The organism is Pseudarthrobacter sp. S3 (assembly GCF_050156905.1).
Lineage (GTDB): Bacteria > Actinomycetota > Actinomycetes > Actinomycetales > Micrococcaceae > Arthrobacter.
On the sequence record NZ_CP189583.1, the window covers coordinates 2,437,130 to 2,450,264 of the forward strand.

The 13,135-nt window shown below is 65.1% G+C and carries 12 protein-coding genes and 1 pseudogene; 11 read left to right on the forward strand and 2 right to left on the reverse strand.

Annotated features, from left to right (window positions below):
- Window positions 1-19 precede the first annotated feature (19 nt).
- The 3 genes and pseudogenes from ACQCSV_RS11655 to ACQCSV_RS11665 form a co-directional block, all read left to right on the forward strand.
- Window positions 20-169 carry a hypothetical protein gene (locus tag ACQCSV_RS11655; RefSeq protein ID WP_354223970.1) on the forward strand — a complete coding sequence of 50 codons (150 nt, stop codon included), beginning with the start codon at window positions 20-22 and terminating at the stop codon, window positions 167-169.
- 46 nt (window positions 170-215) lie between these two features.
- On the forward strand, window positions 216-1,466 hold the full coding sequence (locus ACQCSV_RS11660) for an AGE family epimerase/isomerase (RefSeq protein WP_426938463.1): 1,251 nt from the start codon (window positions 216-218) through the stop codon (window positions 1,464-1,466).
- A gap of 153 nt (window positions 1,467-1,619) precedes the next feature.
- A pseudogene (locus ACQCSV_RS11665) lies at window positions 1,620-1,740 on the forward strand (transposase); the annotation flags it as partial.
- Here the strand turns inward: ACQCSV_RS11665 and ACQCSV_RS11670 are convergent.
- On the reverse strand, window positions 1,724-1,870 hold the full coding sequence (locus ACQCSV_RS11670; protein WP_354154942.1) for a hypothetical protein: 147 nt from the start codon (window positions 1,868-1,870) through the stop codon (window positions 1,724-1,726). The pseudogene ACQCSV_RS11665 and the gene ACQCSV_RS11670 overlap by 17 nt on opposite strands.
- A gap of 53 nt (window positions 1,871-1,923) precedes the next feature.
- On the opposite strand from ACQCSV_RS11670, the gene ACQCSV_RS11675 reads away from it, so the two are divergent.
- Window positions 1,924-2,376 carry a hypothetical protein gene (locus ACQCSV_RS11675; RefSeq protein WP_354223972.1) on the forward strand — a complete coding sequence of 151 codons (453 nt, stop codon included), beginning with the start codon at window positions 1,924-1,926 and terminating at the stop codon, window positions 2,374-2,376.
- A 491-nt stretch (window positions 2,377-2,867) separates the two neighbouring features.
- Here the strand turns inward: ACQCSV_RS11675 and ACQCSV_RS11680 are convergent, their stop codons facing one another.
- Window positions 2,868-4,853, reverse strand: a complete 1,986-nt coding sequence (locus ACQCSV_RS11680; RefSeq protein ID WP_426938464.1) for an FAD-binding monooxygenase — start codon at window positions 4,851-4,853, stop codon at window positions 2,868-2,870.
- A gap of 218 nt (window positions 4,854-5,071) precedes the next feature.
- On the opposite strand from ACQCSV_RS11680, the gene ACQCSV_RS11685 reads away from it, so the two are divergent.
- The 7 genes from ACQCSV_RS11685 (at window position 5,072) to ACQCSV_RS11715 (ending at window position 13,078) form a co-directional block, all read left to right on the forward strand.
- Window positions 5,072-6,559 carry a fumarylacetoacetate hydrolase family protein gene (locus ACQCSV_RS11685; protein WP_426938465.1) on the forward strand — a complete coding sequence of 496 codons (1,488 nt, stop codon included), beginning with the start codon at window positions 5,072-5,074 and terminating at the stop codon, window positions 6,557-6,559.
- Entirely contained in the window at window positions 6,552-7,250 is a 699-nt protein-coding gene (locus tag ACQCSV_RS11690; RefSeq protein ID WP_426938466.1) for a GntR family transcriptional regulator, read from the forward strand. The genes ACQCSV_RS11685 and ACQCSV_RS11690 overlap by 8 nt, the downstream gene beginning before the upstream one ends.
- 61 nt (window positions 7,251-7,311) lie before the next feature.
- Window positions 7,312-8,856, forward strand: coding sequence for a 5-carboxymethyl-2-hydroxymuconate semialdehyde dehydrogenase (hpaE, locus tag ACQCSV_RS11695; protein ID WP_354154871.1), 1,545 nt, complete (start codon window positions 7,312-7,314; stop codon window positions 8,854-8,856).
- A gap of 39 nt (window positions 8,857-8,895) precedes the next feature.
- On the forward strand, window positions 8,896-9,975 hold the full coding sequence (gene hpaD, locus ACQCSV_RS11700; protein WP_426938467.1) for a 3,4-dihydroxyphenylacetate 2,3-dioxygenase: 1,080 nt from the start codon (window positions 8,896-8,898) through the stop codon (window positions 9,973-9,975).
- A gap of 2 nt (window positions 9,976-9,977) precedes the next feature.
- The gene (hpaH, locus tag ACQCSV_RS11705; protein ID WP_354154873.1) at window positions 9,978-10,763 is read left to right on the forward strand and encodes a 2-oxo-hept-4-ene-1,7-dioate hydratase; all 786 of its coding nucleotides are present in this window, start codon (window positions 9,978-9,980) and stop codon (window positions 10,761-10,763) included.
- Window positions 10,748-11,551 carry an HpcH/HpaI aldolase family protein gene (locus ACQCSV_RS11710; RefSeq protein ID WP_426938468.1) on the forward strand — a complete coding sequence of 268 codons (804 nt, stop codon included), beginning with the start codon at window positions 10,748-10,750 and terminating at the stop codon, window positions 11,549-11,551. Before hpaH ends, ACQCSV_RS11710 begins: the two co-directional genes overlap by 16 nt.
- A 21-nt stretch (window positions 11,552-11,572) precedes the next feature.
- Window positions 11,573-13,078 (forward strand): NAD-dependent succinate-semialdehyde dehydrogenase, encoded by a 1,506-nt coding sequence (locus ACQCSV_RS11715; RefSeq protein ID WP_426938469.1) that lies wholly within the window; start codon window positions 11,573-11,575, stop codon window positions 13,076-13,078.
- Window positions 13,079-13,135 lie beyond the last annotated feature (57 nt).

Sequence of the window (13,135 nt, forward strand, 5' to 3'; positions counted from 1 at the left end):
GCAAGAAAACCTCCTGCGTGTGTCCACCATAAAGGGCGAGACCGTCTCCCTGACGATTGATGCGGGCGCTCCGGTGACCATCCAGCTCGAAGTAGGAGACCGTTGCAACTGCGGGGGCGCTGCCCGTGGCGCAGGCGCCTACACAGATTCCGACTTCGGCACTCGCTAATCAGGCATCATTCTCAATTGCACCCGCACCATAGAGAGGAAATAACATGACGTGGCTGAACAGTGCCGCTCACGCACGATGGCTCGAGGCCGAAACCGATCGGCTGATCAATTTCGCCGCGGGTTCAAAGGTGCCCACAGGATTCGGCTGGCTCGACAACAACGGCGCGGTGTTTACCGACAAGCCGACCCACCTCTGGATTACTGCGCGTATGATCCATAGTTTCGCCGTCGCTGCCCTCATGGGACGCCCTGGTGCTGCGGCACTCGTGGACCACGGCATCACCGCGCTCAGCGGCGTCTTCCACGATGATGAGTTCGGCGGTTGGTATGCCGAGATAGACGGGAATGGACCGGTAAACGACACCAAGTCCGGCTACCAGCACTCCTTCGTTCTGCTCGCTGCTGCCAGCGCCGTTGCCGCCAAGCGCCCGGGCGCCAGGGAATTGCTCGACGAGGCGCTGCGTATCGCTGACACGAAGTTCTGGGACCACGACGCCGGCATGTGCTTCGACTCCTGGAACCGGGAGTTCACGGAAACCGAAGCGTACCGTGGTGGGAACGCGAGCATGCACTCCGTCGAGGCGTACCTCATCGTCGCCGACGTGACCGGGGAGAACCGCTGGCTCGAACGGGCACTCCATATCGCCGAGGTGCTCATCCACGAATTTGCGCGCAACAACAACTACCGGGTTTTCGAGCACTTCGACCCTGAGTGGAACCCCATGCCCGAGTACAACACCGATGACCGGGCCAGCCAGTTCCGCGCGTACGGCGGAACCCCAGGCCACTGGGTTGAGTGGGCACGCCTGCTCCTGCATGTCCGTGCCGGGCTCGAAGCCCGCGGCATGGAGGTTCCGCCCTGGCTGCTGGAGGATGCACGGGGCTTGTTCGACGCCGCCACTCGCGACGCCTGGGAACCGGACGGTCATCCGGGATTCGTTTACACCGTCGACTGGAACGGCAAGCCGGTTGTCACTACCCGCATCCGCTGGGTTCCCGCCGAGGCAATTGGAGGCGCGGCAGCCCTCTACATCGCCACCGGTGACCAGAAGTACGCGGACTGGTACGAGCGAATCTGGGACCACGCCCGCGATTGGTTCATCGACTACGACCACGGGTCCTGGAAACAGGAACTCGACGAGAACGGCAATGTCACCTCGACCGTGTGGTCCGGCAAGGCGGACATCTATCACCTCTGGCACTGCCTGGTGGTCCCGCGACTTCCACTGGCACCAGGGCTTGCTCCAGCAATCGCTGCCGGCTTGCTGGATGCACGTCTTGCTGCGTCCAGATAACACGAGAAACCTGCGGCCCCTCATTTCGTGGGTCATGCGGAAAGCCGGCATTTAGACACCCAGCAACCCAGAATAGGTGATCATATGAGTCACCTATTCTGGGTTGCACTGACGCCTCCTTCGGGGCACTCTCCGACCCGCCGGCCGGGACCTGCGTGGGAGGAGTTCATCCCGTTCCTGGACTACGACGTGGAAATCCGGCGCGTGATCTGCTCGACCAAGACGATCGAATCTCAACGCCCGCTACCGGCGCGCCGTCAAGCTGCGGGGTCATCCAGGGGGACAATAACGGCTACACCGCCCCGGGACTGGCCGCGCTGTTCCCGTTCACGGCCACCGAGATCGCCGCGGAGCTGGAGCTGCGCAAGATCGCCGCCGAGATCGCACGGGTCCACCGGAACCACGCCACACCTTTACAACGCCGGGCGCCGTCTAGACCGCGGCCTAGGGTGAACCTATGCCACCGACATCATCCCCGGGCCCGATCGACGTGTTCGTCCACAACGCCCCCGCGGCCGACTGGCAGGTATGGGCAGCGTTCGCCCCGCTCATAGCAGCCGTCATTGCGGCCCTCATCGCTTTTTTCACGCTGTGGCAGAGACGCCGGGCTGACAACCGCGCCGAATGGTGGCGCCGCGCGCAATGGGCGTTGGACGCTTCCATGTCGGATGAGCCCAAGCGGGCCGAGATGGGACAGCAGGCCATCAACATCCTGGGCCGAAGCAAACTGGCCACGCCAGAGGACGGAATTCTCCTGAAAATTGGCACCGACGATCCGCTCGAAGCGGCAAACGCCGCCCGCCTTGCAGAAGCCGCCGACGCAGTTGCCGTCTCAGATCACGTCGAGGCTCGCCTGACGAGGCTGGACGACCCGGAAGCAAGGCGCGAGAATGAAGAAGACAACAAATGACGGCGCAAGCAGGTAGGAGGTCGACGATGGCCATGGCACACCCGGGAACCCGTCGCAGGCCCACCCAAACAAGTGTGGAATCAGTCCCGCCGTCCCGCCGTCCTGCATCTGTCAGCCCACAAGACCGAAAAGTTCAGATCGCTGCCGCCAGAGCAAGGATCACCTTGGATAAGCTCACTGGCGACGTGACGCCGGACTGGATCATCGCCTTGTCCAAGGAAAAGCCGGAGTAAGGGCACGAAGCCCCGTATTCGAGCGTACTGAATTTTTCATGATGGTTGGGTTGGGTGTCCGGTCCTGGTTTTGATTCTGGCGGTTGGGCGTTGGGTTCCACGTCTCCGATGGGTGGTTCTGGTCGTTGTTGGGCCTGCAGGTGCCGCTCGCTGCTGGCACCTGGCATCGGCATTCCCGCTTCGGTGCACCCGCGTGGTACACCTGTCCGTCCACCTCCGCGGCGTGGATGAACGACTTAGCGAGCTCGGTGTCGCCAATCATTCCGCTGATGTCCGATTGAGGACGAGGCCGGTGCGCGCCCCGGATCCGGCGGATTGCGCTTCGGGTGGAGTTGCTTCTGCGTGCCGGGCCGGCAGGAGGGGCCCAAAGAAGGCGGCCAGTTCGCTCATCGCCTTCAGCGGCAGGACATTTGCCACGTACTGGTCGGGCCGCACGACGACGACGACGCCGCCGCGGTCCAGACCTCGGAGTTCGAAGATGTCCGCCGCGGGCTCGGTGGCGTAGACCTTCTCATAGTCCGCGAGCCGGAACGGTCCTACCTGCGGCTTGAACACCTTGGGCACGGCTCCGATGTCGACGCTGGAGTGGTCCTGCTGGTAAATCACCTTCAGGTCAAACCACGCGTCACGGTCGGCCCCCGCCGGCGTTGCCGCCAGCGGTGAGTCCGGCGCGTTCGCGATCCATTCGGCGAAGTTCGCGACAGCGGAGCCCGTAGCCTGTTCTCCCGTTTGGGGCGCCGCACGGTCGGCGAAGACGTAGATGCGCCACCGGCCGTCCGCCGTGGCGTGGTGGCCGAGCTGGACCGGGTTGGTGTCGCAGACCCGTACCACGGGCGCGGACTTGAAGCGCTTGCCGATCGTAAACCCGGTGGCCAGGTCCTGGTGTGCGGGCGCGCCGATGATCATGGAGGGTGCGTACTGGGTCATGAATCCGGCGGGGAACTCTGCGGTGCGCACGTAGAAGTCCTCAAGCTCGGAGGGGCTATCGAACTCCTCGGGCTTCTTCGCCATCAGCGTTGACCACTCCTTGTCGAAGGCGATGAGGTCCTTTGCGATGACCTGGCGCTCCGCCGAGTAGGTGGCGAGCAGGCTCTCCGGGCTGCGGCCTTCAAGCACGTGTCCGAGCTTCCAGCCGATGTTAAAGCCGTCCTGCATGGAGACGTTCATCCCCTGGCCGGCCTTGGCGCTGTGCGTGTGGCAGGCGTCTCCCGTGATGAACACCCGCGGGGTGCGGGTGGCCCGCTGCTCCGGGAGAACGTCGTCGAACCTGTCGGTCAGGCGGTGACCGACCTCGTACACGCTATGCCAGGCGACGTTGCGGACGTCGAGTGTGTAGGGGTGGAGGATCGCGTTGGCCTTGCCGATGATCTGGTTGATCGTGGTGTTGCGCACCGCGCCGTTATCATTCTCGTTGACCTCGCCGAGGTCAACGTACATCCGGAACAGATGCCCGCCTTCGCGCGGGATCAGCAGGATGCTGCCGCCGGTACCGGACTGGATCGCGCACTTGGTACGGATGTCAGGGAAGTCCGTGACGGCGACGACGTCCATCACGCCCCAGGCATGGTTGGCTTTGTCGCCGGCGAGCGTGCAGCCGATCGACTCCCGGACCTTACTGCGCGCGCCGTCCGCGCCGACGACGTACTTGGCCCGGACGATTCGCTCCCGGCCAGCGTTGGGGCCCTCCGTATGCACCAGCGTCACGGTCACCGGGTACTCCCCCTCGCCCGCGCTGTCGAGGCTGCGGAATTCCAGGCCATAGTCGGGCGCCATGCGCGTGGGCGAGTTCGCCATGAATTCCGCGAAGTAGTCCAGCACGCGGGCCTGGTTGACGATCAGGTGCGGGAACTCACTGACGCCAGCCGGGTCGTCTGCGGCGCGCGCGGTCCGGATGATGCGCGTGGAATCCAACGGGTCCGGCTTCCAGAACGCCATCTCCGTAATGCGGTACGCCTCGGCGATGATCCGCTCGGCGAAGCCAAAGGCCTGGAAGGTTTCGACGCTGCGGGCCTGGATGCCGTCAGCCTGGCCGATGGCGAGCCTCCCGCCCCGGCGCTCCACAATCCTCGTTGTGACGCCCGGGAACTGGGACAGCTGCGCCGCGGCGAGCATGCCGGCAGGCCCGGACCCCACAATGAGCACGTCTACCTCGTCGGGAAGCTCTGCGGGCCGATTGATGCCGACTCCGGCAGCGGGCTGCACCCGCGGATCTCCGGATACGTATCCATGGTGGTGAAACTGCACGGGCTTTCCTCACTTCACTGTGGGTATTGATCACCAAGCCGGTGTTCTATATGCGAATTAGCGATTCTATATTAGAGACGCTGGGGTTGGTCCAACACTGTACGGCAGTGTGATCCGAACAACAAGAGACTCAATCAGCGGTGATACAGGGGCTTGACGAAGCTCTCTTCGTGGGCAATAGTCATCATATACGATTTCGTACTTCATGAGGAGACAATTTGGAGCAGGTCAACGAGGGCACCGTGGCCGCGGCCCGCAAGGTCATTGCGGTGCACATCAATTACCCCAGCCGCGCTTCCCAGCGCGGGCGTACTCCCGCGCAGCCCTCCTACTTCCTCAAACCGTCGTCGTCCTTGGCGCTCGGCTCGTCGGAGACACCTTCAACAGTGGAGCGGCCTGCGGGCTGCGAGCTGCTGGGCTACGAAGGTGAGATTGCCCTGATCATCGGCAGACCCGCCCGCCGCGTAGGCATCCAGGATGCATGGAGCCACGTTGAATGGGTCACCGCGAGCAACGACCTCGGAGTCTACGACCTGCGTTACGCGGACAAGGGCTCCAACCTCCGGTCCAAGGGCGGCGATGGTTTCACCCCGGTTGGCCCGGGACTGATCGCCGCGGACGCCGTTGACCCCGCAGCTTTGCGGATCCGGACCTGGCACAACGGGGACCTCGTCCAGGACGACACCACCGAAGACCTGCTCTTTCCGTTCGCCCGGCTTGTCGCAGACCTGTCCCAGCTGCTGACCCTCGAGGAGGGCGATATCATCCTCACCGGCACACCTGCCGGCGCTTCGGTAGCAAACCCGGGTGACGTCGTCGAGGTTGAGGTCAGCGCTGGTGTACTGAACACCGGGCGCTTGGTCACCCGGGTGCAGGAAGGCACGACGGCGTTCGCTGACTTTGGTGCCCGGCCCAAGGCTGACGACGCACAGCGGGAGGAGGCGTATGGTTCGCGGGAAGCGGCGGGCCTTCCCGCGGTCGAAAGCGCCGCCGTCGGGCATGTCCTGACCCCGGAACTGAAGGCGAAGCTCGAAAGCGTCTGCACCGCCACGCTCTCTTCCCAGCTGCGCAAGCGCGGCCTGAACAACGTGAGCATCGACGGCCTGCAGGCCACCCGTCCGGAGAAGCGGATCGTGGGCCTGGCCCGGACGCTCCGGTATGTACCCAACCGCGAGGACCTGTTCAAGACCCATGGCGGCGGGTTCAACGCCCAGAAGAAGGCCATCGATTCCGTGAACGAGGGCGAGATCCTGGTCATGGAAGCGCGCGGCGAGAAAGGCACCGGCACTATCGGGGACATCCTGGCCCTGCGCGCCCAGGTCAGGGGTGCTGCGGCGATCATCACCGACGGCGGCGTCCGGGACTTCTCCGCGGTGGCCGCGATGGACATGCCCACGTACTATGCCAATCCGCACCCCGCGGTCCTGGGGCGCCGGCACATCCCGTGGGACACGGACATCACCATCGCCTGCGGCGGCACCACCGTGCAGCCCGGGGACATCATCGTGGCTGACGCCGACGGCATCCTGGTGATCCCGCCGGCCCTCGCCGAAGAGCTCGCCGACGACTCCATCAGCCAGGAACGCGAGGAGACGTTCATCGCGGAAATGGTGGCACAGGGCCACAGCGTGGACGGGCTCTACCCGCTGAACGCGGACTGGCGGGCCAAATATGAAGCATGGGAAGCGGGCCAAGCAAATGACTGAGACCCTGATGGCCACAGGCAGCAAATCGGAGCAGGCCTACGCCGCTGTGAAGGCGCGCATCGTCGAAGGCGCCTACTCCCCCGGTTACCGCCTGGTCCTGGCCGCCATCGCCAAGGATCTGGGCGTCAGCGTGGTCCCGGTCCGGGAGGCGATCCGCCGCCTCGAGGCCGAAGGGCTGGTGACGTTCGAGCGGAACGTCGGAGCCACGGTCTCCGGGATCGACCCGACCGAGTACCTCTACACGATGCAGACCCTGAGCATCGTCGAAGGTGCCGCCACCGCGTTGTCCGCACCGCTGATCGATTCCGTGGCGATCGCCCGCGCCCGGGCCGTGAACGAGGACATGCGCGAATGCCTGGAGCACTTCGACCCCGTCCGCTTCACGCAGCTGAACCAGGACTTCCACAGCATCCTGTTTGAGTACTGCCCCAACCCGCACATCCTGGACCTCGTCCACCGGGGCTGGAACCGGCTCGCCTCCCTCCGGTCCTCGACGTTCCGCTTCGTCCCCGGCCGCGCCCACGAGTCCGTGGACGAGCACGAAGCGCTCCTGAAACTCATCGAGACCGGCGCAGACGCGGACGTGATCGAGAAGTCCGCCCGCCTCCACCGCTCCGCCACCCTGGACGCCTACCTCGCCCAGGCTCAACCCCTCCCACAGAGCAACGCGGGGTCACTTAACGCCCATTAATGGCCCCCGCATGGGCCAGAAGTGACCCCGCGTTGCAAGATCAGTTAGTTAGGAAACAACAATGACGTTCACCGCTCCTGTTACCACCACCCACTACGTTCCGCAGGACCTTCCCACGCACATCCAGCACTACATCAACGGCCAGTTCGTTGACTCCGTGGGTGGCAAGACCTTTGATGTCCTGGACCCGGTTTCCAACACGAACTACGCCACGGCCGCGGCCGGCCAGAAGGAAGACATCGACCTTGCCGTCGCCGCCGCCCGTAAAGCGTTCACCAACGGCCCGTGGCCGAAGATGAAACCGCGCGAACGTGCCCGCGTCCTGAACAGGATTGCCGATGCCGTCGAGGCCCAGGAAGCACGGCTCGCGGAACTCGAGACCTTTGACACCGGCCTGCCCATCACCCAGGCCAAGGGCCAGGCCCTGCGCGCTGCGGAGAACTTCCGGTTCTTCGCCGACCTGATCGTGGCCCAGTTCGACGATGCCATGAAGGTCCCCGGCGCCCAGATCAACTACGTCAACCGCAAACCAATCGGCGTCGCCGGCCTCATCACCCCGTGGAACACCCCGTTCATGCTTGAGTCCTGGAAGCTTGCCCCGGCCCTGGCCACCGGCAACACCGTGGTCCTCAAACCCGCCGAATTCACCCCGCTCTCCGCATCACTCTGGGCACAGATCTTCAAAGACGCCGGCCTGCCGGACGGTGTCTTCAACCTGGTCAACGGCCTGGGCGAGGAAGCCGGCGACGCCCTCGTCAAGCACCCGGACGTCCCGCTGATCTCCTTCACCGGCGAGACCACCACCGGGCAGACGATCTTCAGCAACGCCGCCGCCAACCTCAAGGGCCTGTCCATGGAGCTCGGCGGCAAATCCCCGTGCGTGGTGTTCGGCGACGCCGACCTCGACGCCGCGATCGACTCCGCCCTGTTCGGTGTCTTCTCGCTCAACGGCGAACGCTGCACCGCCGGCTCCCGCATCCTCGTAGAACGCGCCATCTACGACGAGTTCTGCGAAAAGTACGCCGCCCGGGCCAAGAAGATCGTGGTCGGGGATCCGCACGACCCCAAAACCGAAGTCGGCGCCCTGGTCCACCCCGAGCACTACGACAAGGTCGCCTCCTACGTGGAAATCGGCAAGTCCGAAGGCCGGCTCCTCGCCGGCGGCGGACGGCCTGACCACCTCCCCGAAGGCAACTACATCGCACCCACCGTATTCGCCGACGTCGCCCCGGACGCGCGGATCTTCCAGGAGGAGATCTTCGGCCCCGTCGTTGCCATCACCCCCTTCGACTCGGACGAGGAAGCCCTGGCCCTGGCGAACAACACCCGCTACGGGCTGGCCGCCTACATCTGGACCCAGAACCTGACCCGCGCGCACAACTTCTCCCAGAACGTCGAAGCCGGCATGGTCTGGCTCAACAGCCACAACGTCCGGGACCTCCGCACCCCCTTCGGCGGCGTCAAAGCCTCGGGCCTGGGCCACGAAGGCGGCTACCGCTCCATCGACTTCTACACCGACCAGCAAGCCGTGCACATCAGCCTCGGCACGGTCCACACGCCAAAATTCGGCAGCATCGACGACGCCGCGGCAGCCGGCGACAGCTAGTCCCCTCCCCCCTTACCTGCTCAAAGAAGAGAGAACACCATGGCCACCTTCGTTCCCACCCCCACCGTTCCGGCCCCGGACATCGTCCGCTGCGCCTACATGGAAATTGTGGTCACCGACCTCGCTAAATCGCGCGAGTTCTACGTCGACGTCCTCGGCTTGCACGTCACCGAGGAAGATGAAAACAACATCTACCTGCGCCCCCTCGAGGAGTTCATCCACCACAACCTGGTGCTCCGCAAGGGACCCATCGCCGCCGTCGCCGTCTTCGCCTACCGGGTGAAGTCGCCCGCCGAAGTGGACGCCGCCGAGGCCTACTACAAGGAACTCGGGTGCCGGGTTGAGCGCCGCAAGGACGGCTTCACTAAGGGCATCGGTGATTCCGTCCGCGTCGAGGACCCGCTGGGCTTCCCCTACGAATTCTTCTACGACGTGGAGCACGTGGAACGCCTCACCCAGCGCTACGACCTCTACTCCGCCGGTGAACTGGTCCGCCTGGACCACTTCAACCAGGTCACCCCCGACGTGCCCCGCGGGCGTGCCTACCTCGAAGACCTCGGCTTCCGCGTCTCCGAAGACATCAAGGACTCCGACGGCGTCACGTACGCTGCGTGGATGCACCGCAAACAGACCGTCCACGACACCGCCCTGACCGGCGGCAACGGCCCGCGCATGCACCACGTCGCCTTCGCCACCCACGAAAAACACAACATCATCCAGATCTGCGACAAAATGGGCGCCCTGCGCATCAGTGACCGGATCGAACGCGGCCCCGGCCGGCACGGCGTCTCGAACGCCTTCTACCTCTACATCCTGGACCCCGACGGGCACCGCATCGAGATCTACACCCAGGACTACTACACCGGTGATCCTGACAACCCCACCGTCACTTGGGACGTCCACGACAACCAGCGCCGCGACTGGTGGGGCAACCCCGTAGTCCCCTCCTGGTACACCGAGGCTTCCCTGGTCCTGGACCTCGACGGCAACCCCCAGCCCGTCATCGAACGCACCGACGCCTCCGAAATGGCCGTCACCGTCGGCGCCGACGGCTTCTCCTACACCCGTAAGGACGCAGAGAGCGCAGCCGAAGGTTTCAAGCTCGGGGCGCAGCTGTAGCCATGCTAGATGCCCAGACCATTGAGGCCATCGCCGACGAATTGCTGGAGGCTGGCCGGTCCCGCACCCCCGTCCCGCGGCTGACTGCGCGGTATCCAGAGATGACGGTGGAGGATTCCTACGCCGTGCAGCAGTTGTGGCGGCGGCGGAACGAGGAAGCCGGACGCACCCTGGTGGGCCGCAAAATCGGCCTCACGTCCAAGGCCATGCAGGCCGCCACCGGCATCACCGAACCGGACTACGGCGCCATCTTCGATGACATGGTCCTTGACACCGGCAGCTCCGTGGAGTGGGACCAGTACACCCATCCGCGCGTGGAAGTTGAACTCGCGTTTGTCCTCAAGAGCGCACTCAAAGGCCCCGGCTGCACCATCTTCGACGTCCTCAACGCCACCGACTACGTGGTTCCGGCCCTGGAGATCCTGGACTCCCGGATTGAAATGGAGGGCCGGACCATCGTGGACACCATCGCCGACAACGCCGCGATGGGCGCCATGGTGATCGGCGGCAACCCCGTCAAGCCCGACGCCGTCGACCTCCGCTGGGTCGCAGCAATCCTCTACAAAAACCAAACCGTGGAGGAAACAGGCGTGGCTGCCGGCGTTCTGGACCACCCCGCCCACGGGGTGCACTGGCTCGCCAACAAAATCGCTGCCCACGGTGACAGCATGAAAGCCGGGGACATCATCCTCGCCGGCTCCTTCACCCGCCCCATGTGGGTCCACAAAGGCGACACCGTCCACGCCGACTACGGACCACTGGGGGTAGTGACATGCCGCTTCGAATAGAACCCACCTTCCGTCACGCCCTCACCGCGGCGGACCGGCCGCTGGCGGGGATGTGGGTCTGCTCCGGCAGCCCGCTGGTCGCCGAGCTTTGTGCCGGATCCGGCCTGGACTGGCTTCTGGTGGACGCCGAGCACAGCCCCAACGGCCTCGAATCCATCCTCGGCCAGCTCCAGGCCATCCACGGCTACCCGGTCCACACTCTCGTCCGCCCGCCGGTCAACGACACCGTGCTCATCAAGCAGTACCTGGACGTCGGCGTGCAGAACCTGCTGATCCCCATGGTGAACTCTGCGGCCGAAGCGGAAGCGGCAGTGGCCGCCACCCGTTACCCACCCCACGGCGTCCGGGGTGTGGGATCCGCGCTGGCCCGCGCCGCCCGCTGGAACCGGGTCCCGGACTACCTCGTGCGCGCCAGCGAGACCATCAGCGTCACCGTGCAAATTGAATCGACGGCGTCAGTTGAGGCCGTCGAGGAGATCCTCGCGGTGGACGGTGTGGACGCCATCTTCCTGGGACCATCCGACCTCGCCGCCTCCATGGGCCTGCTGGGACAGCAGGAACACGAAGAGGTGCGCGCCGCCGTCGAACACTGCCTCGCTGCAGCCAAGAGGGGCGGCAAACCGGCCGGTGTGAATGCCTTCAACCCCGATACCGCCCGCCACTACCTGGCGGCAGGCGCCGCCTTCATCCTGGTGGGCGCCGACGTCGCCCTGCTGGCACGCGGCTCCGAAGCCCTCGCGGCCGAATTCATCACGCCCGACGGCGACGAAACCCCCGCCAGCTACTGACCACTCCAAAGGACTTATTAGATGACAGCTTCTTCAACCCTCTCTCCCGCTGTGTCACCGGAACGTGAATCCGCGCTGCTCGCCTCCGTGCCCACCGGCCTGCTCATCGGCGGGCAGTGGCGGGACGCGTCCGACGGCGGCACGTTCGATGTCCACAACCCCGCCACCGGGGAGGTGCTCGCCACCCTCGCGTCCGCCACGAGCGACGACGCACTCGCCGCACTCGACGCAGCCGATGCAGCCCAGGCATCCTGGGCGCGCATCGCACCCCGTGAACGCGCCGAGATCCTGCGCCGCGCCTTCGACCTGATCACCGAACGCGCTGAAGACTTCGCGTTGCTCATGACCCTGGAAATGGGCAAGCCACTGGCCGAAGCCCGCGGCGAAGTCACCTACGGCGCCGAATTCCTGCGCTGGTTCTCCGAAGAAGCGGTCCGGGACTACGGCCGCTACCTCACCACCCCCGAGGGCAAAAACAAGATCCTCGTCCAGCACAAACCAGTGGGCCCCTGCCTGCTCATCACGCCCTGGAACTTCCCCCTCGCCATGGCCACCCGCAAAGTCGCCCCCGCCGTCGCCGCCGGCTGCACCATGGTCCTCAAACCCGCCAAACTCACACCTCTGACCGCACAGCTGTTCGCCCAGACCATGCTCGACGCCGGCCTACCCGCAGGTGTCCTAAATGTGGTCTCCTCGTCTTCTGCGGCCGGGATCTCCGGGCCGCTGCTCGCCGACCCGCGGCTCCGCAAAATTTCCTTCACCGGATCCACAGCGGTGGGCAAACGCCTGATGGCCGACGCCGCGCAGAACGTGCTCCGCACGTCCATGGAACTCGGCGGGAACGCCCCGTTCATCGTCTTCGAGGACGCCGACCTGGACAAAGCCGTCGAAGGTGCCATGGCAGCGAAAATGCGGAACATGGGCGAAGCCTGCACCGCCGCCAACCGCTTCCTGGTCCAGGAATCCGTGGCCGCCGAGTTCACGAAAAGGTTCGCCGCCGCCATGGGCGCCCTTACCACCGGCCGGGGCACCGACCCCGCCACCCAAGTCGGACCCCTGATCGACGCCAACGCCCGGAATGACGTGCACGCCCTGGTAAGCGCCGCCGTCGACGCCGGTGCCACTGCCATAACCGGAGGAGCCCCCGTAGACGGGCCCGGCTACTTTTACCAGCCCACCGTCCTGGCCAACGTGCCAAATGACGCGGAGATCCTCCGACAGGAAATCTTCGGCCCCGTCGCCCCGGTCACCACCTTTGCCACCGAGGAAGACGCCATCGGCTTGGCTAACGCCAGCGAATACGGCCTCGCCTCCTACGTCTACAGCCGCGACTTCAACCGTCTCCTCCGGGTAGCCGAACAGATCGAGTTCGGCATGGTCGGCTTCAACGCCGGAGTCATCTCCAACGCGGCCGCGCCCTTCGGCGGAGTCAAGCAATCCGGGCTCGGACGCGAAGGCGGCACCGAAGGCATCGCCGAATACACCACCACCCAATACATCGGAATAGCAGACCCATACACTCGCTGACGACGCCTCTGTGGGCGTCCGTCCCGTTGTCGTTCCTGCGACGACAAGGGTCCTATC